At 72.8% G+C, this 18325-nt stretch carries 38 protein-coding genes; 34 read left to right on the forward strand and 4 right to left on the reverse strand.

Annotated features, from left to right (window positions below):
• Window positions 1-139 precede the first annotated feature (139 nt).
• Both ACFC02_RS21410 and ACFC02_RS21415 read right to left on the reverse strand, forming a co-directional pair.
• The gene (locus ACFC02_RS21410; protein WP_376359441.1) at window positions 140-1402 is read right to left on the reverse strand and encodes an integrase; all 1263 of its coding nucleotides are present in this window, start codon (window positions 1400-1402) and stop codon (window positions 140-142) included.
• A 431-nt stretch (window positions 1403-1833) separates the two neighbouring features.
• A complete protein-coding gene (locus ACFC02_RS21415; RefSeq protein WP_376359444.1) occupies window positions 1834-2268 on the reverse strand; it encodes a helix-turn-helix domain-containing protein in 435 nt (144 codons plus the stop codon).
• Between the two features lie 175 nt (window positions 2269-2443).
• Here ACFC02_RS21415 and ACFC02_RS21420 point away from each other — a divergent pair, with 175 nt between their 5' ends.
• The 23 genes from ACFC02_RS21420 to ACFC02_RS21530 all read left to right on the forward strand — a co-directional run bounded on the left by ACFC02_RS21420 (window position 2444) and on the right by ACFC02_RS21530 (window position 12927).
• Window positions 2444-2698 carry a helix-turn-helix domain-containing protein gene (locus tag ACFC02_RS21420; RefSeq protein ID WP_376359447.1) on the forward strand — a complete coding sequence of 85 codons (255 nt, stop codon included), beginning with the start codon at window positions 2444-2446 and terminating at the stop codon, window positions 2696-2698.
• Between the two features lies 1 nt (window position 2699).
• A complete protein-coding gene (locus ACFC02_RS21425; RefSeq protein ID WP_376359450.1) occupies window positions 2700-2999 on the forward strand; it encodes a DNA-binding protein in 300 nt (99 codons plus the stop codon).
• Between the two features lie 85 nt (window positions 3000-3084).
• Window positions 3085-3552, forward strand: coding sequence for a hypothetical protein (locus ACFC02_RS21430; protein WP_376359453.1), 468 nt, complete (start codon window positions 3085-3087; stop codon window positions 3550-3552).
• The gene (locus tag ACFC02_RS21435; protein ID WP_376359455.1) at window positions 3549-4124 is read left to right on the forward strand and encodes a hypothetical protein; all 576 of its coding nucleotides are present in this window, start codon (window positions 3549-3551) and stop codon (window positions 4122-4124) included. Before ACFC02_RS21430 ends, ACFC02_RS21435 begins: the two co-directional genes overlap by 4 nt.
• On the forward strand, window positions 4121-4354 hold the full coding sequence (locus ACFC02_RS21440; protein WP_376359458.1) for a hypothetical protein: 234 nt from the start codon (window positions 4121-4123) through the stop codon (window positions 4352-4354). The genes ACFC02_RS21435 and ACFC02_RS21440 overlap by 4 nt, the downstream gene beginning before the upstream one ends.
• Window positions 4345-4956: a hypothetical protein gene (locus tag ACFC02_RS21445; protein ID WP_376359461.1), complete on the forward strand. Its 612-nt coding sequence runs from the start codon at window positions 4345-4347 to the stop codon at window positions 4954-4956. Before ACFC02_RS21440 ends, ACFC02_RS21445 begins: the two co-directional genes overlap by 10 nt.
• Window positions 4956-5351 (forward strand): hypothetical protein, encoded by a 396-nt coding sequence (locus tag ACFC02_RS21450; RefSeq protein ID WP_376359464.1) that lies wholly within the window; start codon window positions 4956-4958, stop codon window positions 5349-5351. Before ACFC02_RS21445 ends, ACFC02_RS21450 begins: the two co-directional genes overlap by 1 nt.
• Window positions 5351-5665 carry a hypothetical protein gene (locus ACFC02_RS21455; protein WP_376359467.1) on the forward strand — a complete coding sequence of 105 codons (315 nt, stop codon included), beginning with the start codon at window positions 5351-5353 and terminating at the stop codon, window positions 5663-5665. Before ACFC02_RS21450 ends, ACFC02_RS21455 begins: the two co-directional genes overlap by 1 nt.
• On the forward strand, window positions 5662-6174 hold the full coding sequence (locus tag ACFC02_RS21460) for a hypothetical protein (protein WP_376359470.1): 513 nt from the start codon (window positions 5662-5664) through the stop codon (window positions 6172-6174). Before ACFC02_RS21455 ends, ACFC02_RS21460 begins: the two co-directional genes overlap by 4 nt.
• Window positions 6171-6386 carry a hypothetical protein gene (locus ACFC02_RS21465; RefSeq protein ID WP_376359473.1) on the forward strand — a complete coding sequence of 72 codons (216 nt, stop codon included), beginning with the start codon at window positions 6171-6173 and terminating at the stop codon, window positions 6384-6386. The genes ACFC02_RS21460 and ACFC02_RS21465 overlap by 4 nt, the downstream gene beginning before the upstream one ends.
• A complete protein-coding gene (locus ACFC02_RS21470) occupies window positions 6383-7024 on the forward strand; it encodes a hypothetical protein (protein ID WP_376359476.1) in 642 nt (213 codons plus the stop codon). Before ACFC02_RS21465 ends, ACFC02_RS21470 begins: the two co-directional genes overlap by 4 nt.
• The gene (locus tag ACFC02_RS21475; RefSeq protein WP_376359479.1) at window positions 7021-7266 is read left to right on the forward strand and encodes a hypothetical protein; all 246 of its coding nucleotides are present in this window, start codon (window positions 7021-7023) and stop codon (window positions 7264-7266) included. The genes ACFC02_RS21470 and ACFC02_RS21475 overlap by 4 nt, the downstream gene beginning before the upstream one ends.
• Window positions 7263-7802, forward strand: coding sequence for a hypothetical protein (locus ACFC02_RS21480; protein ID WP_376359481.1), 540 nt, complete (start codon window positions 7263-7265; stop codon window positions 7800-7802). The genes ACFC02_RS21475 and ACFC02_RS21480 overlap by 4 nt, the downstream gene beginning before the upstream one ends.
• A gap of 78 nt (window positions 7803-7880) precedes the next feature.
• Complete coding sequence (locus ACFC02_RS21485) at window positions 7881-8273, forward strand: hypothetical protein (protein ID WP_376359484.1); 393 nt, start codon at window positions 7881-7883, stop codon at window positions 8271-8273.
• Between the two features lie 33 nt (window positions 8274-8306).
• Entirely contained in the window at window positions 8307-9968 is a 1662-nt protein-coding gene (locus ACFC02_RS21490; protein WP_376359487.1) for a hypothetical protein, read from the forward strand.
• Window positions 9958-10272, forward strand: a complete 315-nt coding sequence (locus ACFC02_RS21495; RefSeq protein ID WP_376359490.1) for a hypothetical protein — start codon at window positions 9958-9960, stop codon at window positions 10270-10272. Before ACFC02_RS21490 ends, ACFC02_RS21495 begins: the two co-directional genes overlap by 11 nt.
• Window positions 10269-10511 (forward strand): hypothetical protein, encoded by a 243-nt coding sequence (locus tag ACFC02_RS21500; RefSeq protein ID WP_376359493.1) that lies wholly within the window; start codon window positions 10269-10271, stop codon window positions 10509-10511. Before ACFC02_RS21495 ends, ACFC02_RS21500 begins: the two co-directional genes overlap by 4 nt.
• The gene (locus ACFC02_RS21505; protein WP_376359496.1) at window positions 10511-10645 is read left to right on the forward strand and encodes a hypothetical protein; all 135 of its coding nucleotides are present in this window, start codon (window positions 10511-10513) and stop codon (window positions 10643-10645) included. The genes ACFC02_RS21500 and ACFC02_RS21505 overlap by 1 nt, the downstream gene beginning before the upstream one ends.
• Entirely contained in the window at window positions 10642-10893 is a 252-nt protein-coding gene (locus ACFC02_RS21510) for a hypothetical protein (protein WP_376359499.1), read from the forward strand. Before ACFC02_RS21505 ends, ACFC02_RS21510 begins: the two co-directional genes overlap by 4 nt.
• Window positions 10890-11126: a hypothetical protein gene (locus tag ACFC02_RS21515; RefSeq protein ID WP_376359502.1), complete on the forward strand. Its 237-nt coding sequence runs from the start codon at window positions 10890-10892 to the stop codon at window positions 11124-11126. The genes ACFC02_RS21510 and ACFC02_RS21515 overlap by 4 nt, the downstream gene beginning before the upstream one ends.
• Window positions 11123-11845 (forward strand): hypothetical protein, encoded by a 723-nt coding sequence (locus ACFC02_RS21520; RefSeq protein WP_376359505.1) that lies wholly within the window; start codon window positions 11123-11125, stop codon window positions 11843-11845. The genes ACFC02_RS21515 and ACFC02_RS21520 overlap by 4 nt, the downstream gene beginning before the upstream one ends.
• Window positions 11846-11879: 34 nt before the next feature.
• Window positions 11880-12683: a hypothetical protein gene (locus tag ACFC02_RS21525; RefSeq protein ID WP_376359508.1), complete on the forward strand. Its 804-nt coding sequence runs from the start codon at window positions 11880-11882 to the stop codon at window positions 12681-12683.
• A 67-nt stretch (window positions 12684-12750) separates the two neighbouring features.
• Window positions 12751-12927 carry a hypothetical protein gene (locus ACFC02_RS21530; RefSeq protein ID WP_376359510.1) on the forward strand — a complete coding sequence of 59 codons (177 nt, stop codon included), beginning with the start codon at window positions 12751-12753 and terminating at the stop codon, window positions 12925-12927.
• Window positions 12928-13099: 172 nt separating this feature from the next.
• On the opposite strand, the gene ACFC02_RS21535 is transcribed toward ACFC02_RS21530, so the two are convergent.
• Both ACFC02_RS21535 and ACFC02_RS21540 read right to left on the reverse strand, forming a co-directional pair.
• Entirely contained in the window at window positions 13100-13312 is a 213-nt protein-coding gene (locus tag ACFC02_RS21535) for a hypothetical protein (protein WP_376359513.1), read from the reverse strand.
• A 41-nt stretch (window positions 13313-13353) separates the two neighbouring features.
• The gene (locus tag ACFC02_RS21540; RefSeq protein WP_376359516.1) at window positions 13354-13614 is read right to left on the reverse strand and encodes a hypothetical protein; all 261 of its coding nucleotides are present in this window, start codon (window positions 13612-13614) and stop codon (window positions 13354-13356) included.
• Between the two features lie 150 nt (window positions 13615-13764).
• Between ACFC02_RS21540 and ACFC02_RS21545 the strand changes: the two genes are divergently transcribed.
• The 11 genes from ACFC02_RS21545 (at window position 13765) to ACFC02_RS21595 (ending at window position 18301) form a co-directional block, all read left to right on the forward strand.
• Entirely contained in the window at window positions 13765-14061 is a 297-nt protein-coding gene (locus ACFC02_RS21545) for a hypothetical protein (RefSeq protein ID WP_376359518.1), read from the forward strand.
• A complete protein-coding gene (locus tag ACFC02_RS21550; RefSeq protein ID WP_376359521.1) occupies window positions 14058-14213 on the forward strand; it encodes a hypothetical protein in 156 nt (51 codons plus the stop codon). The genes ACFC02_RS21545 and ACFC02_RS21550 overlap by 4 nt, the downstream gene beginning before the upstream one ends.
• Before the next feature lies 1 nt (window position 14214).
• Window positions 14215-14427 (forward strand): hypothetical protein, encoded by a 213-nt coding sequence (locus ACFC02_RS21555; protein ID WP_376359524.1) that lies wholly within the window; start codon window positions 14215-14217, stop codon window positions 14425-14427.
• Window positions 14428-14586: 159 nt separating this feature from the next.
• Window positions 14587-15540 (forward strand): DUF2637 domain-containing protein, encoded by a 954-nt coding sequence (locus ACFC02_RS21560; protein ID WP_376359527.1) that lies wholly within the window; start codon window positions 14587-14589, stop codon window positions 15538-15540.
• Entirely contained in the window at window positions 15537-16208 is a 672-nt protein-coding gene (locus tag ACFC02_RS21565) for a hypothetical protein (RefSeq protein ID WP_376359530.1), read from the forward strand. Before ACFC02_RS21560 ends, ACFC02_RS21565 begins: the two co-directional genes overlap by 4 nt.
• Entirely contained in the window at window positions 16205-16717 is a 513-nt protein-coding gene (locus tag ACFC02_RS21570) for a hypothetical protein (RefSeq protein ID WP_376359533.1), read from the forward strand. The genes ACFC02_RS21565 and ACFC02_RS21570 overlap by 4 nt, the downstream gene beginning before the upstream one ends.
• A complete protein-coding gene (locus ACFC02_RS21575; protein ID WP_376359536.1) occupies window positions 16714-17316 on the forward strand; it encodes a hypothetical protein in 603 nt (200 codons plus the stop codon). Before ACFC02_RS21570 ends, ACFC02_RS21575 begins: the two co-directional genes overlap by 4 nt.
• A gap of 99 nt (window positions 17317-17415) precedes the next feature.
• Window positions 17416-17574: a hypothetical protein gene (locus tag ACFC02_RS21580; RefSeq protein ID WP_376359539.1), complete on the forward strand. Its 159-nt coding sequence runs from the start codon at window positions 17416-17418 to the stop codon at window positions 17572-17574.
• A 36-nt stretch (window positions 17575-17610) separates the two neighbouring features.
• Complete coding sequence (locus tag ACFC02_RS21585) at window positions 17611-17799, forward strand: hypothetical protein (protein ID WP_376359542.1); 189 nt, start codon at window positions 17611-17613, stop codon at window positions 17797-17799.
• Between the two features lie 26 nt (window positions 17800-17825).
• Entirely contained in the window at window positions 17826-18095 is a 270-nt protein-coding gene (locus ACFC02_RS21590; protein WP_376359545.1) for a hypothetical protein, read from the forward strand.
• Window positions 18092-18301, forward strand: a complete 210-nt coding sequence (locus tag ACFC02_RS21595; RefSeq protein ID WP_376359548.1) for a hypothetical protein — start codon at window positions 18092-18094, stop codon at window positions 18299-18301. The genes ACFC02_RS21590 and ACFC02_RS21595 overlap by 4 nt, the downstream gene beginning before the upstream one ends.
• The last annotated feature ends 24 nt before the right edge of the window (window positions 18302-18325 follow it).

Consider the following 18325-nt stretch of genomic DNA (forward strand, 5'->3'; position numbering starts at 1 on the left):
CTTCGGCTGCTGCTGGGTGATGCAGTGGATACCGCCGTAGTTCGAACCACTAAGGCGATGACCTGCACAGATGGCGATTCTCCCACACCCGATGGGAGAGGAATGGGAGTTAGCCTCGGCCAGCCCACTGTCACGGTGCTCACCGTCGGCCCGCCTCCTCCTCGTACCGCCGTTGCAGCACCTCAACGATCTGCCGTTCCATCTTCGGTGTCACCGAACGGTAGACGCCGCGGACGCCCTGGATGATGTGGCCGAGCCGCTCTTCGATCGCCACGTCCGGCACGCCATCCTCCTCCAGGTGCGGGCCGTGGGCGTGCCGGATCAGGTGAATTCGCTTGCTCTGGAAGGACGGCACAGCGGCCAGCTTCGGCCGAGCGTAGCGGCCCGTCCGCTCGTCGAACCCATCGCGGACCGGCTTCCAGTAGTAGGTGTGGAAGTCGGTCGTCAGCAGCGATCCGCCGGCCGGGGTGGGGAATGCCCACTCGGAATCGTGAGAGGCCAGCAACTGCTCGTGGAGGGCCGCGAGGAAAGGCGGGATCACCAGAGTCCTCACGCTGCCGTACTTCGGCAGCGCGAGCGTGGGCACGCCCTTCTCGTCCGGCCGGTCCGGATCCTTGACGTACTTGTACTGCCACTGCACGCGCATCACCGGCAGGGGGTCGTCACCGCAGTACCGGTCTGTCGCTTCCTCACGCAGTTCCTCGTCCGCCTCGGACGCCGGCCAGTTGCCGCCCATGTACTCGCGGCGCAGCCCGAACATCTCCCCGAGCCGCATGCCGGTGTAGGCCTTGGTCATCTGGAACACGTAGCCCGTGAAGCCCCAGACGGCCCGGGCGTTCTCCGCCAGCTGGTGCAGGTCGCGAGTGGGAACCTGCACCTTCTTCTCGCGCTCGGGACGCACGTACCGGCCGCGGCGCCGGTTCTCCTTCGGGATGGGCGAGACGTTGATGAGCGGCGGCTGATGGCTGACCGCGTCATCCATGATCATGGAGAACAGGATCCGGATGTCCCGGGCGTAGTTCGCGGAGCGCTCCCGCTTCAGCCGCTGCATCCACACCTGGTAGGCCAGCGTCGTGATCTCGTTGACGTAGGTCTCGCCCCACTGTGGCAGCAGCTGGGCGCGCAGTCGCTTGCGGTACGTCTGGATGGTCGTGGGGTCCAGGTCCTGGGCGGCCAGCCAGAGTTCGGCCCACTTCTTGAAGAGCATGCGCCCGTCGGAGCGGGCGATGTACCGGCCGTTGCGGACATCGGACTCCCGGTCGAGGCCGTACTCGTACGCCTCGTCCTCAGTCCAGTCGATCCTCGACTTCCCGTCGAAGAGCTTCCGCCCGGTCTCGGGATCCGTGCGGCCGGTGTCCCAGCGCACCCGGATGCTGTTGCCGCGCCGCTCAATCCACGGCATGAGTCCCCCCTGGGGATGTCCAGTCGGAAGCGCCGGCGGGTACCCCTACCGCCGCCACCTCCGTCGTGACTGCCTCGTCTACGAGGCCTGCCCCGCCGGGCAGCCGCCGCAGCTCGCGCAGTCACGGCCCTGTGCCTTCATGAACTGCCTGATGCGCTCGTTGTCCGCGCTGTCGTGGGCCGTTCTGGAGGACAGGACACACACCGTCTCTCCGGCGATTTGGGCCGGGTATCCGAGGATGCGCGGCCCAAGATCCAGATAGATGGCATTACTCACCGGTCCCCCTCTTGTCGCTTCTGGGAACCTCCCCGGGTGAATGCACAGCGTTACACGTCGAACACGCGGTCGGCCACAGTTTGTTGACGGTTCACTGGGCTACGGAAGTTACGATTCGGTCTCGGCGGAATGGTTGTACGGAGTGACGCCGCAGTTCAGGAGCCGTCTGCCACAGATCCAGCCCTCCGCAGGATCTCCACCAGTTCCTCACTGAACTCGTCGATGGCGCCGATCGGTGCGTTCGGCAGCTTCGCGCGAGCGGCCTCGAAGGCCGCCCGGCGTAGCTGCTCGGCACTCGGGGCGCTGCCCGACAGTGCCCCACCCATCGGCGAGCCATCCCCGCCGGCGTCGGCGCCGGCCAGGACGGGCTCACGCCCGTTCATGACGGCGACGCACGTGCCGACTACCCATCCCAGCGCCTTGTCGATCTTGGCGTAGGTGGCCTCGCGTACAGACTCGCCTTCTTCGACGCGCTGCCAGGTGTCCTTGGAGATCCCTGCCGCCCGCGCCGCTGCAAGCCGCGAGGGATACAGCTCTAGGCGGTGCGCCTTGACGCGCGCCGCGAGGCGGTCGAGATCGGGAGTTGCCATGTCGACATCTTGGCAGTTCCAGCCAGGTCCAGCTAGTTCCAACTAGGTAAACGGCCAGTTCTTACCGAGGTAAGGCTAACTAAGGCTAATTGCAGCGCTCGCTCGTGAACAGATCCGGCTATCTGAAGCTAACTAGAGCTAGACAAGCGAGGCTAACTAGGGCTAGCTTTGCGGTATGCACCAGCCCCCGACCTTCGAGGTCGACGGGGACGCGATCCGCGAGGAGCGCATGCAAGCGGGGCTCACACGCAGGGAGCTGGCCAGACAGGCAGGTATCAGCCATCGCTACGTCGCCCATCTCGAGAACGGCACCCGCAGCCACATGTCGCCCCGGCCGTACCTGCGTCTCCGCGAGGCCCTGAACGCGACCGACGCACGCCTCCGACGCACGTCTCCTCACCGCATCGAGGACCCACCCGAAAGGACATGACATGGCCACCAAGGCCTACGAGCAGTACGGCGTCCCGGTGCCCCCGCAGGACCCGGAGCAGGACTACATGACCGTGCAGGAGACGGCCTACGTCCTCGCGTGCTCGGTCTCTTGGCTCCGCAGGTTCCTCAAGGAACACCGCGACCTTCACGGCTACAGCGGCCGACGCATCATCACCAACCGCGAGGACCGCGCCGCGATCTACGAGGCGCGGCGCGCCGGCGACCCGCGCAAGGGGCGCCGTATCCCGCGCCGCCGCCCGGCCTCCGCCCGCCGGGCTCCGTTGGCCGCTGCCTCCTGACCGACGCGGGGCCGCCCGGACCTGCCCGTCCGTACGACCCCGCTCGAGACGTCACCTCACATCACCACTCTGAAATGAGGATCACGTGGACCAGGCTACCCAGGCCACCCCGCTGAGCGCGGACCGCGCCGCCTACCAACACGCGAAGACCGCGGCCGACCAGCTCGTCGACCGCATGCAGGCGCTGCCCGACACCGTCGAGACCCGCCGCGAACTGGGCAGCGTCGGCGTGTATGGGATTCGCCTGCACTTCGGTACCGGACTCGCCGCCGGCCGCGGCGTCCTCGAGGTCGCCGGTATCGCCGACGCCGAGGTCACCCGCGACACCGCCCGTGACGGCGTCACCACCTGGATCGAGCTGCACACCGTCCTCGACGGCATCCCGCTGATCGCCCGTGCTCTGACCACGCGGGCCGACGCCGACCAGCTTCTGCACCACACCGACACCAGCGCACCGACGCCGCCGATCCCCACCGACGGCACCAGCCCCGCGGCCCTCATGCCGGACGTCATCGCCGTCGCGAACGCCGCTGCTTCGGGAGCCATGCTGTGAGCCGGGCCCCGCTCCAGCATCAGTTGCACTCCCGGATCGAGCTGGCCGCCCAGGTCCTCGACCTGCCGCTGTCGGCCGAGCACATCGAGCGCCTGGCCGTCGAGCTGACCCCGGCCGTCCGCGCGATCCTCGCCGAGCAGGCCGCCGAGATCACCGAGACCGTGCCCGTCACGTACGCGGTCGCCACCCCGTCCGTCCTCGCCGACGTCGTCGTCACCGAGCACGCCGGATGCATCTGCCGCCTCGGCCCCGACGTAGACCTCGACTCGCCCGCCGCCACCCTGGCCGCCGAGTTCCGCGAGCGGCAGCCGGACGTCATCGCCACTGACGTCCCCACCGCCACGTACGTCGGGCTGACCGTGCGCCCGCAGTCCCTCGCCGCCTGGCGCTGGTGGCTCGACAAGCTCGGCGTCGCCACCGAGGCCGTGGCCCTGCAGGGGACCGCCGCCTACGCGGTCGGCACCGTCGGCGACGTCGCGGTCCAGCTCTGCGGCGACGGTGTCCCGGAGCTGCTCACCGACGCGCCCGCCGCCCGGCTCGTGGGCCTACTCGCCCAGCCGACACCGCGGTGACCACCAGCGACCCGCACGTCCTGTGGGGCGTCATCCTCGCCGCCGCCGGCGCCTACCTCCTGGCCGCCCTCGTCGTGAAGTACCTGCTGGACGAGCACCGGCCCCCAGCGGCGGGCAAGGCCCCCACCCCCACCCAGCACGCACAGCCCGCCGAGCCGGACGAGACCGCGCCCATCACCACCGTGCAGTCCGACCGCGCCCGTCACCGCAAGGACACATCGTGGACCTGATCACCGAAACCTACTTCGGGTGGGACCCGCTCACCCACACCGCCACCTGCCCCAACCCGACGTGGGACACCGCGGAGCTGCGCCGTACCACCGGCGTCCGCCCGGCCGGTACCAGCGCCACCGACGCCCACACCTGCACCGACCCGGCGTGCGAGCACGCCGACACGTTCGCCCGGGTGCAGCTGCGGCTGCTGTGCCGGGACTGTGACACCGTCCGCATCATCTCCGGTGAGGGCCTGAGCGAGGCCTGCACCCACACCTCCCTCACCGGCTGGGGCCAGGCCCCCACCCGCGCGGGCGACGTGTGGCTGTGGCCCGGGCGCCCCGCCATCCCCGGCGGCGCCCCGCACCAGTACCTCGTCACCCAGCAGCCGGCCGCCCTCACCCGCGCCACCCTGTACGGGATCATCACCGGCTACCACGACTCGCTCCAGCGGCAGCGGTGGATCGCCGCGGCGGTGCCCGACGAGCACGGTGCTCACCAGGTTTCCACCCTGCGCTGGCGCCACAGCTCCAACGGCCTGGACGACGTGGCCACCGCCGCCGCATGGATCAGCACCGCCGCCGACCGCGCGCAGCGTCTGCTGGTGGTGAGCGTCTGATGGCCGCCATCGATCCGCTGGCCGCGCTCGTGGCACTCGAGGCCGCGATGTTCCGTGCCGGGCAGGTCGCCCGGCGCCTGGTGGCCGAGTACCCCGACCTGACGGTGAGCCGCACCGCCTGGCACGTCTTCAGCAGGGCCGACTCCTACGACGGCCCGTCTGTGACGGTCGGCATGGAGCTGTACGCGGATGACCTGGACGGCGCCTGTGCCTGGGCCGCAGCCCTCGGCGCGGAACTGCTCCTGAAGACCAGCGACACCACCGCCTACGTGTTCGAGCACGGCCACTGCACGGTCGAGATCGACGGCGTCGAGGTCGAGGTGTACGGCTCCCGCACCTTGTCGGACGACGAGGCCACGGCCTGGCGCGCAGCGCACGCAGGCGGTGAGGGCTGATGCCGGCCCGTGCCCAGCGCCCGAGCCTTCCCGAGACGAGCGAGGGACAGAAGCGGGCCCGGCAGGCGTGGAATGGCGGCAAGGTCGGCGCCAGCCGCCCGGCCGCCGACAGGCCCGCGGTGGAGACCTGCGCCGTCGACGGCTGCGGCATCCTCGCCGCCGTCCCTCGGCCCAGCCGCGGGATGGTCCGCGTCGAGGTGCCTGGTACGGGCGAGCCCGCCCGCTGGTACTGCGCCGGCCGCTGCGCCGCGATCGGCCGCGCGCGTGCCGAGATCCGCGGTATCGGCCGCCCGCAGGACGGTGGCGACCGGTGACCTCCCGTACGGACACGATCGCCGCGGTGCTGCGCCGCCCGGTCCTCAAGCGGCCGGTCCTCGGGCACGAGCTGCGCGAGCGCCTGGTGCAGGGGCTCGGCCCGGGCACGACGGTCGCGGCATGGACGGCGACCGTGCCGCAGCTCGCCGAGGCGATCGAGACCGCCCTGGTCAGGCAGGAGCAGAAGGACACCCGCGGCCGACGGCCGGCGGGCGAGTCCACTGCACGCGCCCAGGTCCTCGCCGCGCTGGCGTCCGCCGGTCACGGCCCGGCGGACGCCGCCGAGCTGCTGGCCCGGGCATTCCGCGAGCCCCACGCCGACCCGCCCGACCTCGAGTTCCCGGAGACGCTGGCGGGCGGGCACGCCCTGGTCGTGGAGTACGGCGACTGCGAGCTGCACGGCTCCTGCCAGTGCGGCCAGCGTCTCGGCATCGTCCCTCCGAACCGGCCGATCGACGGGCTCGCCGCCCTGTGGGAGCGGCACACCCACACGGACGTGACCCGATGAACTTCAGCCGCGGCAGCGACCACCTGCTCCCCACGGACCGCGAGGTGACCCGAGAGCAACGGGTCCTCGCCTCCCGGGCCGTGCTCCGCCACGCCCTCAGCCGAGAAGACCTGCACGACCTGTGCGAGGCCCTCGGCCTCAACGCGCCGAGCCGGGCCCCGGACAGTGATCCGCCGCCCGCCACCGATCTGCTCCCGAACGGAGAGTCATGACCCAGCCCTGGAACACCTCCTTGGAGGACAGCGTGTTCGCCCTCGGTGTCGCCGCGCGCGAGTGCCAGTCCGCCAGCCAGGCCGCCGCCCTCGCCAAGGGCCACTTCGACCTCGACCGCATCCGCCTCCACGACGGCAAGGTGCAGCGCCGCGCGTCCGGCTACACCGCCGAGCAGGAGCCGCACCTGGCCGCCCTCAGCCGGATCAGTAAAGCCCTGCTGGACCACGGCTTCCAGCTGCAGCGCCTGTACGAGGAGGCGGCCCGCGCCTACGCCCACGGTGCCAACTGGGCCGTACGGCAGGTCCTCGCCGGACAGCAGCCCGCGCACGTCGAACTGCGGGTCGCCTCGGACGGCAGCCACTACGTCCTCGCCGACACCATGCCCACCCTGCAGCTCGACCGGTACGCCAAGGCGAGCGGACTGGAGGCGGCCCGCCGCCGGTACGAGCGGTGCCTGGTCGCCGGGTTCGAGGCCGAGGGCATCGGCTCCCAGGAGTACGTCGCCGACCACGAGGCCACCGCGATGCACGAGGCCCTCGACATCGCCGCCGGCACCGCCGACGCCGCCTACGCGTACGGCGTCCAGGCCGAGTCCGCCCTGCACTTCGCGCTGAACATGCGGGCCACGCGGGAGTGAGCACCGACGAGCGGCGCCCCGGCGCAGCAGGCCTGTGCGGAGTCCGGGCCGCCGAGCACGCGCCCGGCTCCCGCCTCTACCCCTGCGGCTACCGGTGCGCCCTGCACACCCCGAACGCCATGTCCGGCCGACCCGAACCCCCGCCGGGCCCGGGCTGGCCGGTTCACCGGCAGCCGCCCCCCGAACCCGAGTCCGACCCCGCCGCTCCCACCGGCACCGAGCACGAACAGGACACGCCATGACCGCACCCGCTCCCTCCCGGATCCCCACCCCCGGCGACCTCGCCCACCGCCAGCCCCTCGCGCCCACCCCGGTCGCAGCGCGTGCCGTGCGCGCGCAGCCCGACCCCCGGCCGTCCGCTCCTGCGGCGCCCCGGCCGCGATCGCTGACCGCCGAGGAGGCCATCGCCCCCGGCAAGCTGACCAAGGCCGAGCACTTCCGGAAGTACTACCTCATCGGCCTGCGGCACAGCGGCATGCCCGCCCACGCCCGCCTGGTCGGCCATGACCTGATGTGGCGGGCCAGCCACGCCACCGGTCGCCTCAGCCCCAGCCTCCAGCCGACCACCGAGATGCTCGCCGCCGCCACCGGCCTGGCCCCTGCCCAGATCGACGTCGCCCTGGCCACCCTGCACAGCCGCGGCTGGCTCCGCCTGCGCCGCCTGCAGGAGGGACCGCGCGCGGGCCGGACCGCCTACGACCTGGCCATCCCCGCCGCGGCGCTGCAGGAGATCCGTTCCCACCCGCGCGGCCGGGTCAGCGACGGCTACGCCCGCTGACCGCCCACACGCCACCGACCCGCCGGGCGGGTGCTGACGACGCCGCGCCCGCCCGGCGCCCAACAGACAGGCCCAGACATGGAGCAGAGGTTCACCACCCCCAGCCGCGTCTTCCCCGTGACCGGGGGCGGCGCCGGAATCAACGCCAACCACCGGTGCAGCCACGACCGACCGAGCGTCTCCTTCCACCTCTTCAGCGACCTCGCCGACTCCAGCGAGGACATCGCGTTCCTCATCCCGACCTGCGCCGCCTCGGCCCTGTTCGGCTCGGCGCTCGCGTACCTCGAAGCCTGCGAGGGCCAGGCCGCGGTCGACGAGTTCCTGGAGGAGATGTCGGCGGCCAGGAAGGACGCAGCTCGCCTCCTGACCGCCCGTGCTGCTCAAGACCAGGCGACCAAGGGCGCCTGCTGCGAGGCCTCCGTGCGCACGCACGGCCTCGAGCACACCTGCCGCAGCACACCCGCCGCCTGAGCGCCCCGCCCCAACACCCCGAAGGAACCCGTGATGTCCGCCGCCGCGCACGCAGCCGACCAGGCTGCACCGCACCCCCAGCCGCAGCCCGCGGCTGCCGGGGCGCGCCCGCGCGGCGGCGACACCGCCATCCGCGTGCCCCTGCGCCTGGTCGTAGGTGCTCAGTACCCCGATGCGGCCCTGAGCACCTACGTCAAGGTGGCAGCACTCGCCCTCCGCCCGGAGGGCTGCACCGCCCGCGTCGCCACGCTCGCCACCTACCTCGGCATGTCCAAGTCGTCGGTGGAGCGAGGGCTCCGCCCGCTGCGCCACCCCGACCCGGTCGACGGCCTGGTCGAACTGCCCACCACCCGCCGCACCAAGCGCGGCGGCACCGGCGACTCCGCCCACCGCGTCACCCGCCCCCTCGCCCCCGGCGAGAAGTGGGTGCTCATACCCGTGCGCGCCGCCGAGGCCCTGCCCCCGCGGCTCCTGCGTGTGTACGCGGTCCTCGCCTACGCCACCGCGCTGCAGATCCCGGTGACCGCGGCCGAGCTGGGCGAGATGCTCCACCACCACACCGGCAAGCACGCCGGCCAGCACCTCGGCGAGCGCCAGGCCCGCCGCCTGATCGACCAGCTGGACGCCACCGGCTGGCTGACCGTCCGCCGCCGCGAGGGCGAGCAGGGCCGCCATGCCTACGAGACCCGCCGCCGCCCGCTGCACAGCGTCCCGGCGCCGGCCGCCGCCGCGGCACCCGCGCCGAGCGCGGCGGTCCTCGAGGACCAGGTGCCCGGACAGCTCCCGCTGTGGGAGGGCGAGACACCGGTCATCAATGACGGATCGGGCGCGGACGATCATGACGGTTCCCTCGCGTCTAAGGAAGACCACCTCACTGACCGACGAGAGAAAACGCAGGTAGTCGGGGGTTCCCGCCGTAGGCGAAGTGACCGTAAGTGGGTCGCGGCCCCTGTGGATAACTCCACGCTGCCGGACACGTTCCGGCCGGGCGCCTCTCGCGCTGCGCGCGGCAACCGCCCCGACTCCTCACCCAGCCACCAGCCCTCAACCGCCAACCTCGGCGGCTACGCCGGGCCCGAGCTGCGCTGGACCGAGCGCATCCACACCGCGCTGGCCCCGGTCCGCCACGAACTCGCGGACATCCGCCGCTACGTGCTGCGCCGAATCGCCCGCGAGATCGGCCACCAGCTCGACACCGGCATCAGCCCCGAGCGCATGGCCGCCCGGATCGCCGACCGCTACCGGCGCACGATGCGCGCGGACATCCGCGACTTCGGCGCCTGGCTCCTGGCCGTCGGCATCCCGCACCGGGGCTGTGAGATGCCGGACTGCGAGGAGGGCACCCAGTGGCCCACCGGTCAGCCCTGCCGCACCTGCGCCAGCCGACGAGAGTCCGAGCGCGCCTGGTGGCGGGAGGCCCGCGCCCTCGAGGTCCGCCTGCAGCAGCTGCGCGCCGAGCGCACCGCCCGCACCGCGGCGGCCGCCGACGCCCCGCCGTCCGGCGTCCGGCCGCTGCCGCCCAAGGCCACCTACCGCCAGCGCACCGCAGCGTCCGACGACCAGATCCGAGCGGACATCGCCGAGCACGGCCCAGAGACCGCCCTGCACATCTGGGGCCACCTCCGGACCCTGCCGCTCCTGCACGACCACCAGCACCCCGAGACCGGTACCGACCGGAGGACCCATGCCCAGTGACCACGACGTCGCCTCATGCCCCGGCTGCCACGCCCGCATCCGGTGGGCCATCACCGTGAACGGCAAGCGACAGGCCCTGAACGCCGACCCGGATCCGTCCGGCAATCTCGCCGCCTGCATCGACCACACCGGCACGCTCAAGGTCCGGGTGCTCACCGCCGAGCGGCCGACCCTGGAGCACGCCGAGTGGAAGGCGATGCCGCACGCGGCGACCTGCGCCCGGCCCCGGCCGCGCGCGCCGAGGTCCTCGCGGCCAGGCCGCCGCGCCGCCGTTCGGCCCGGCGCCTGGCGGTGGACCCGATGACCACCGCCACCGCGACGCCGGCGGTACCGGACGAGGACCACTCCACCGGCACAGCTTGGCGCACCGGACCCCGCCCACCGGCCCCGGCCCTGCCCGAGCACATCACCCCGTGCACGCCCGCGGAACAGGCCGAGCACCTGGCCGTCCTGACCGAGGCCATCAGCGGCTTCGCAGTCGGCCGGGCCCTCTCCCGGCCCCGCACCCACACAGCTCTCGCTCAGCAGGAAGGGACCCCCTGATGCGCTTCCTCCACGACCCCGCCGTCTACGTCCTCGGTGGCATCGGCGCGTTCTTCCTCGGCGGCATCGCCTTCGCCGCGTCCGGCATCACCCACTTCATCGGCACGCTCCGCGACCGCCGGGAGCAGCCGTGATCGTCTTCGACGCCGCCGCGGCCGCCGTGGCCCTCGCCGACACCGTGATCCGGTGGACCACCATCCTCGGCGTCACGCTCGGCTTCGTCCTGGTCGTGGTCTGCCTCTCCGCCCCGCTCATCACGCCGTACGCCCGCTGCCCGCGCCGCGCCCCGGCCGACGACGACACCGAGTTCGTCCACCGCGAGCGGCGCCGCTACGACCAGTTCGTGGCCGACCTCGAACTGCCCCGGACTCCGCGCACGTGAGCGGCAGTCCGGCCATCGGCCGGCTCTTCCGTCTCCACCTGCTCCACGGACTGGTGCTGGACGGCTGGGTCACGGCCGACGGCCAGGCCGTCGCCATCGAGACCCCCGAGTGGATCGTCACGGCCCCGTCCCTCGAGGACCTGGTCCGCGGCTACGGAGGCGGCCGCGTCGAGTGGCCGCCGCCCACCGAGCACCATCCCGCACCACCAGCACAGCAAGGAGACACCCGGTGACCACCGCTGCCCCACGCCACGCCTCGTCCTGCGGAGCGACCACCTGCACCCGCAGTCTCCGCGACCACGAGCACGAGACCGGGCAGACCCTGTGCACGCCGTGCGTCCACCTCATCGGCGTCTGGCTGACCGCCGAACTCCCGCGGCAGATCATCGTCCTGGAGGGCTCGCGGCAACGCGAGACCAGCGGCGCCAGCACCGGCGGGCGCACCGTCCACCGCACCGCGCCGCTCCCCGGCCGTCCCGACGTCCTCAACTTGCTCGGTCCTGCCGCCTGGGATGACGACGTGCGTGACCCGTACGGGCAGGCGCACCTGGACCAGCACGGTCCGCTCCCGATCACCGGGGTGCTCATCCCCTGGGTCCGGCTCGTCGCCGACGAACGGAACTGGAAGCCTCCGGCCGGACGCGGCCCGCAGGTCCTCGCTGCCTGGCTCGCCCAGCCGCAGGCCCTGGCGTGGGCGTCCCGCCGGCCGTGGGCCGGCGAGATGCGCGACGAGCTGCACCAGCTGATGCGCACGGTCCGGGACGTCACCCGGCTGCGGCCCCGCCGCCGCGCCGTCCCGCAGCCCTGCCCGCGTTGCGACTCCCTCACCCTCGTCGAGACCGACCACCAGCTGTACGTCGACTGCACCACCTGCGAGTCCATGTACACCCGGGACGAACTCACGCTCGCCGCGCGGATCACCGCCGCCGCGCTCTCGGCCGACGCCGCCTGACTCGCCTGCCCCCACCACCGAACGGACACCATCCATGCCCGGACCCGCATGCGGCAACAACCCGCACCACCAGCCGACCGACGGCGACCGCCAGGCCGTCGACCTCGCCCGCGCCTACCTCATCGCCCGCGCCGAACTCTCCGTCGCCGCACACCGCCTGGAGCAGATCCGCGACGCGGTCCGGCTCCACCGTCAGCAGCTGATCGGCACGTACGAGCTGTACGCGGTGATTGAGGCGGCCGAGGACGACGGCGTGCAGCCCCCCGCCGACCGGGCCGCCGTCCTCCGCGAAGCCGCCGGCCGACTCGCCGAACTCCGCGCCGCGGAACGCGAGTGGCTTCCAGCGACCGGCCTGCACAAGGGCGAGCAGGAGCTGCGCCGCATGGCCGACGAGACGGCAGCCGCCGAGACGCAGACCAACGCGTGCCCACCCGGTTGTGTCGCCTGCGCCACTGACGAATCCCACGACCCGGCACCCGCCGCCGGAGCGCGACAGGACGAGGCGCAGCAGGCGGCCCGCCCGGCCCCGGCCGCCGACGAGGACGCACAGCGCACCGCCCGCCGCCGCAGCCTGCGCGTCCTCATCAACCGCGTGAACAACGGCGTGGTCCTCGCCCCCGACGAGGCGCAGCTCCTCGCGCGGCACGTGGCCACGGAGATCTGCGACGCCAACACCGCGCGCACCGCGACCGCCGAACTGGCCGAGGCGCAGGCCGCCATCGAGCGCGTGCGCGGCGCGGCGAAGTGGATCCGCCGCAACTACCCGGGGATCAGCCACGTGCACGAGCGCCTAGCCGCTGCCCTCGACGGCACCGAGCAGCCCACCACGGAGACCTGACCGGGAACCGCCCACCGCGCCACGGGCGTTACATCAGACACCACCAGGCGCGACCAGAAGGATGGCCATGAGCTTCAACGACGAGCTTCAGAGCGCGCAGCAGGAAGCAACCCTGGCGCTGCTGACTAACATCAAGGAGGCTGCCAAGGAGTCAGGCAAGCTGAACCCCGGCAACCAGGCTGAGGCGTTGAAGAACCTCGCCGAGGCGTACGCGTGGCTCACAGTGCCGAACAACTCGCACTGACGACGCAGGCCAGACGCCCCGTCACCCCGACCGACAACGGCCGGTGACGGGGCGTCGTTGCGTTCCGTTACGGTCACCAGGATGGGCAGCACGCGGCCCGCCGCTCCGTGATGGTGCGGCGGGCCGTCGAGGGCGCCCCCCTCTGTGGTTCACCGACGGTACGCCCGCCAAGTCAGTGCGTCCAGACGTCGGCCCCGCCGCCGCGCCACTCGATCAGCCCGGACCGGACCACGTCCATCTCGTCCCAGCCCTGCAGGCCGGCCTCCTGGAGGAAACGCGCAACATCCTGCACCGAGTAGGCCAGGCCCAGGATCGTCCCGTCCACACGGACGCGCCGACCGCCGGCCTCGTCGGGCGGGTACACGATCACGGGCGGCGGGCTCATTGCCCCAGCGTCGTCTGCCGCCGCGCCGACCGCACGCTGGACTACTCCTCCGTCGTCTTCTCCAGGTCGGTGCGGCGCCCCTGCCGGATCCCCGCTTGTCGCTGCGCCCAGTACCGATCGAACCATTCGACGTCGTACTCGGGACGGCTGCTCCCCGGCCTGAAGACCGGCGCGGGCCAGCCCTCGGCTGGGGTGGTGGCAAGCCGGTGAATCAGGGTGCGGCTGCGCCCCACTCTCTCGGCCAACTTCGGGATCGTCATCGTCTCCCTCTCCGGCTCCTGCCGCTCGGGGGCGTCGGGCATGGGGTAATCCTCCCGAAGAAGTGTGGACATTGTCCACACTTCTCGCTACGGTCGTGCTCGGTAACGGGAAAGCCCCCCGCCCCATGTGGAGTTGCACCTCCGGGGCGAGGGGCGGACCCGATCTCACAGCGACGAAAGAGCAGGTCCGCCATGGAGCGTACCCAGCCCACCGATCCACCGCAGGCCCCCACCCGGTACGGGCGAGCACACACCGCCAGCCTGGTCCGGCAGATGCTGCTGGAGATGGCCGGCCGCCTCGAGACCCAGCGCCCCGCCGAACCGATCACGGTGATCGGCCGCGAGGCCCTGATCCAGGCGACCACCATGGACCCCGTCCTCATCCGCGCCCTGCGCGACCAGGTCCCCGAGATCCCCGTGTCCGGCTCCACCGTCCGCACCGACTTCGCCCGCCAGCTCCGCACCGTCGCCGCCGGCGGTGACGTATGAGCGAGCAGCAGCGCGACTCCGAGCCTGACCTGACCCCGCGCCCCAACGCGGTCCTCGCCGAGCCCGCCACCGTCCAGGCCTGCCAGCAGGACTACGCCGCCGCGGCCGACGTCCGGCAGACCCTCGCCGCGCAGGAAGCGAGGCAGCACTGAGATGGGCTTCCTCGACCGCCTCATCGGCAACGACCAGCAGCGCGCCGCCACCCAGTACGCCGGCCGCGAGTCTGCCACCGACCGCACCGCCCGCCAGCGCCGCGCAGGTCACCGTCGCAGCGTGCCCAAGGCCGCCCGGCAGGGCCAGGCGTGGGAGGACCGCGACCGCGCCCAGGACCGCAAGGGCGGCTGGTACCGCCCCGGAACGAGCTGAGGAGCACCCGATGCGCGCCCTCTACCTGCTCGCCATGGCCTGGCCGCTGATCCTCGGCGCCTACCTCCTCGGCCGAGCCCTGCACTGACCCGCCCAGCCCGGCCGGCCCCGCAACGCCCCGCGCGGGACCGGCCACACCACCGCTCCCGGAGGAGCACCGTGTCAAGAGCCGTCAACGGCCGCCGTCTCTCCAACCCCATCCGCGCCGCCTGGGCCCTCGTCCTCGGCATGCTCCTCGCTGCCGCCGCCTGGTCCCTGTCCGGCCAGCTCATCAACTGGGGCATGAGCCAGTGGCTCGCCTGGCCCCTCTCCGTCATGTTCGACGCCGCCGGACTCATCTGCGCCACCTACGCCCGACGAGCCGTCGAACGCGGCACCCCCGCCGGCCTCGCCCGCCTCGCCCTGCTCGCCTTCGTCGCCGTCGCCGGACTCCTCAACTGGAACCACGGCCACACCATCGGCGGCACCCCGGCCGCCGCGGGCTTCGCCTCCCTGTCCGCCGGCGTGGAGCTGCTCTTCGAACTCCACCGCCGCGACGTCCGCGACGAGCAGCGCGCAGCCCGCGGCCTGATCGCCGAGCGACTCCCGCACATCCCCGTCCTCGGCTGGGTGATGTACCCCGGCCGGTCCTGGCAGACCCTGCGCCGCGCCGTCGGTGTCCGTCTCGACCTCCTCGACCCCGTCCAGACCGGACACGCCCTGACCGCGCCGGACACGGACACCCGCCCGGACAACCGGCGCCGCGCGACTGTCCGCTCCGCTGTCCGCGCGGCGGCGGACACCGTGCCCGGCGCCAGCCCGGAGGACATCGTCACGCACCTGTCCGCCGCCGGGATCGACACGGACGAGGACACCGTCCGCACTGTCCTGGCGGACACGACGGACATCCGCACGGACACCGAGCACAGCAGGTCACGGCCTCGTCCTGTCCGTTCGGTCCGGCCGATTTCCCCACCTGGACAGACCGTCGCGGACACCGTCCGGACAGCCCTGGCGTCCGGGGTCACGGACAAGGACGCGGTCGTGTCCTACGTCCGTCGGATCCACGGACGGCACGTCTCCGCGGACACCGTCGCCCGGACACTGCGCCGCATCGAGCGTCCCGCCTCATGACCGGTCCGGACGCGGACGAGCTGCGGGTCCGCTACCTCCTCCGCGTCCGTCGTGTCCGCCCCTTCGGCCACCAGGAGCCCCCGCCCATGTCCGACGATGAGCCCCGCCGCGCCGTCACCCCGACCCGGGTCATCCCGGCCGGCGCCCCGCTGCCCGCCCGCGCCCCCGAGCCGGGGGAGGTCCCGCCCTGGCGGACCCCGCCGCCCCCTCCACCGCCACCGCCGCCCGTGGTGCCGCCGCCGATCCCCGCGCAGCCGGGCCCGGCTGCGCAGCCGCTGGAGGTCCGGCACGTCCACCAGGTCGTCCTCCTGTGGCCCGACCCCGAGCCCGAGCCGTCCCGGTGGGAGAGGTTCACCGCGTGGCTCGGCCGGTACGTCCGCCCCTGGCACGCCGTCATCGCCCTGGCCGGCGCTCTCGTTCCGATCCCCGGGACCAGCTACTCGGCCGCGACGACCTGGCACTACACCGTCGGCCTCGCCCGCCACGACTTCGGCGTGGGCTGGGGGTACGGCTTCGGCCTCGTCCCCCTGGCGCTCTCCGCCGCCACTGTCGCCCGCCGTGGCGGCAGCCCCGCCCGCCTGTTCTTCCTGACCGTCACGTTCGTCGGGTCCCTCGCCGCGTTCTCGTGGTGGGACCCGGTCCAGGCCCTCACCGGAGTTCCACGATGACCGCCACCAGCACCCTCACCGTCAGCGGCCTCCTCGCCGCCGTCCTCATCCTCGTCGCCAACCTCCGCCCCTGGTGGAAGAACGGTCGAGAGATGAAGATGCTGGCCGCATTCGGCAAGGGCCTCCTCGCCGCAGTGTGCGCTGCATCCTGCCCCGGCGGCATCCTCGGCTGGGCGCACCACCACACCGGCACTCTCGCCAACGGTGCAGGCCAGCGGACCAGCGCCGCAGCCGCGGGCACATCCTCGGCCAGCGGACTCACCACCGGCCAGCTGGTCGGGCTCGGCGCTACAGGCGCCGGTGTCGTCATCGTGGCCGCCTTCCTCGTGGGCCTCGCCTACAAGGAGGCCGGGAAGAAGGACAAGCGTCGGATCGCCGGCGGCTTCTTCGTCGGGTCCGCGCTGACGCTCACCGCCGGTGTCGCAGGAGCGCTGTCCTGGCTGCCCGCCGTGCTGAACGCGGCCGGGGCCGCCGTCGTCGATGCCGTGCAGGGATCGGGTGTCCTGTGAGCCGCCTCGCCCGTCCCGCCGCCCGGCTCGCCACCGGTTCCCGCACCGTCGCCCGCCGTCTGGCCGCGCGCGCCGCTGCATGGTGCGCGCGCGGCCGCCGCCACGACCTGACCGGCTGGCGCGCCGTCCTCGGCGTCCTCCTCCGCCTGGCCGTGCTCGCCTGCGGCCTGTACCTCCTCGCCCGGATCGTGCGCGCGCTGCCCGCCCTGATGTGGCTGGTCACTGCCGGGTGGCTGGTCGCCGCCTGGCGGTCCGGCCGGCCCCCCGCGCAGGCCGCCGGGGAGGCCCCGGCCGAGGCCGCCGAGGAGGCGCCCCCGGCCCCCGACCGGGAGGCCATCCACACCCTCCTGCTGGAGGTCATGGGGGACGCCCCCGCAGTGCACCTGCGCACCGTCCTCGCCCACCTCCAGGAGAGGGGCCAGTGGGAGGGCCGCACGGTGTCCGATCTGCGCGCCGCTCTGGCCGCTGTCGGGGTGCCCCACGAGCGCGGCGTGAAGGTGCGCGGAGTGCCCACGTGGGGAGTCCGCCGCCGCGACCTGAAGGCCCCTTCCCCGGCCGCCGCCCAGGAGGCGTCTACCGCCCCGTCTACCGCCGCCTGACCTGCACTTCTACCCGCCCATCTACCGCCATCTACCGGGCCATCTACCCCAGGGCGGAGCCTCCGCCCTGGCCCTCCGGACCAACTCCAGGAGTACGACATGGGATTCCTCCACGACCGCCTCACCGAGGCCAAGGACGCCGTCGCCGCCGGGCAGCCCGAGCAGGCCGCCGAGACCATCGTCCACGCCCTCCTCGAAGGGCCTGGCACCTTCGACCAGAACCTCACCGACATCGTCAGCGAGAACCCCGACAAGTAGCCCGTCGCCCACCCCGATCACCGGACGGAGAGGACCATGGCACACGACCCGCAGAAGCAGGCCGCGATCGAAGAGGCCGCCCGCGAACTCCTCGCGCACGGCGGCCCGGACTGCCGCACCGACCCGCACGTCCCGCTCGAGGCGATGAAGCGCGCGCAGGAGGCAGGCGCCACGGCCGACGAGATCGCCACCGAGATGCGCCGACAGCGCGCGACACAGCCATGAGGCGGCGCCCCGAGGCGTGGCTGAGGGTGTACGACAGCAGCCCCGCCGCCGACGTCGACAGCAGCGCGCCGTACCGCAAGGAGACCAGCGACGACGGCGGGCAGACGTGGCAGCACCCGCGGCCCATGACCGGCAAGTTCCTGCGGCTCGACATGACCGATGCACTCGTCGCGGACTGCTCCGTCGACGTCCAGGATGGCGGCGTGGTCGTCATCGAGAGTCCGTACCCCATGGGTGGGCTGATTCGGTACACGCCCGCCCCGGGCACCTCGAACAACGAAGGAGAGCAACGATGAGTGAGCGACTGACTGCGCGGGTTCTGCTGCTGGTCGGTGACGAGGCGGAGATCACGACCCCGCACCGGGACCACACGGACCCGGAACGGGTGCCGGTGGCGCGCCTGGTGGAGGAGACGGGCCTGGCGCGGGAGGAGCTGGCCGGGGCCCAGTTGGTCGCCGTGGTGGGCGATGACGGCGAGCTGGCCCGCTTCGAGCGGGCCTGAGCACGCTCGTCGGGGGGCGGCTGG

The organism is Streptomyces sp. NPDC056160 (assembly GCF_042268205.1).
Taxonomy (GTDB): domain Bacteria; phylum Actinomycetota; class Actinomycetes; order Streptomycetales; family Streptomycetaceae; genus Streptomyces.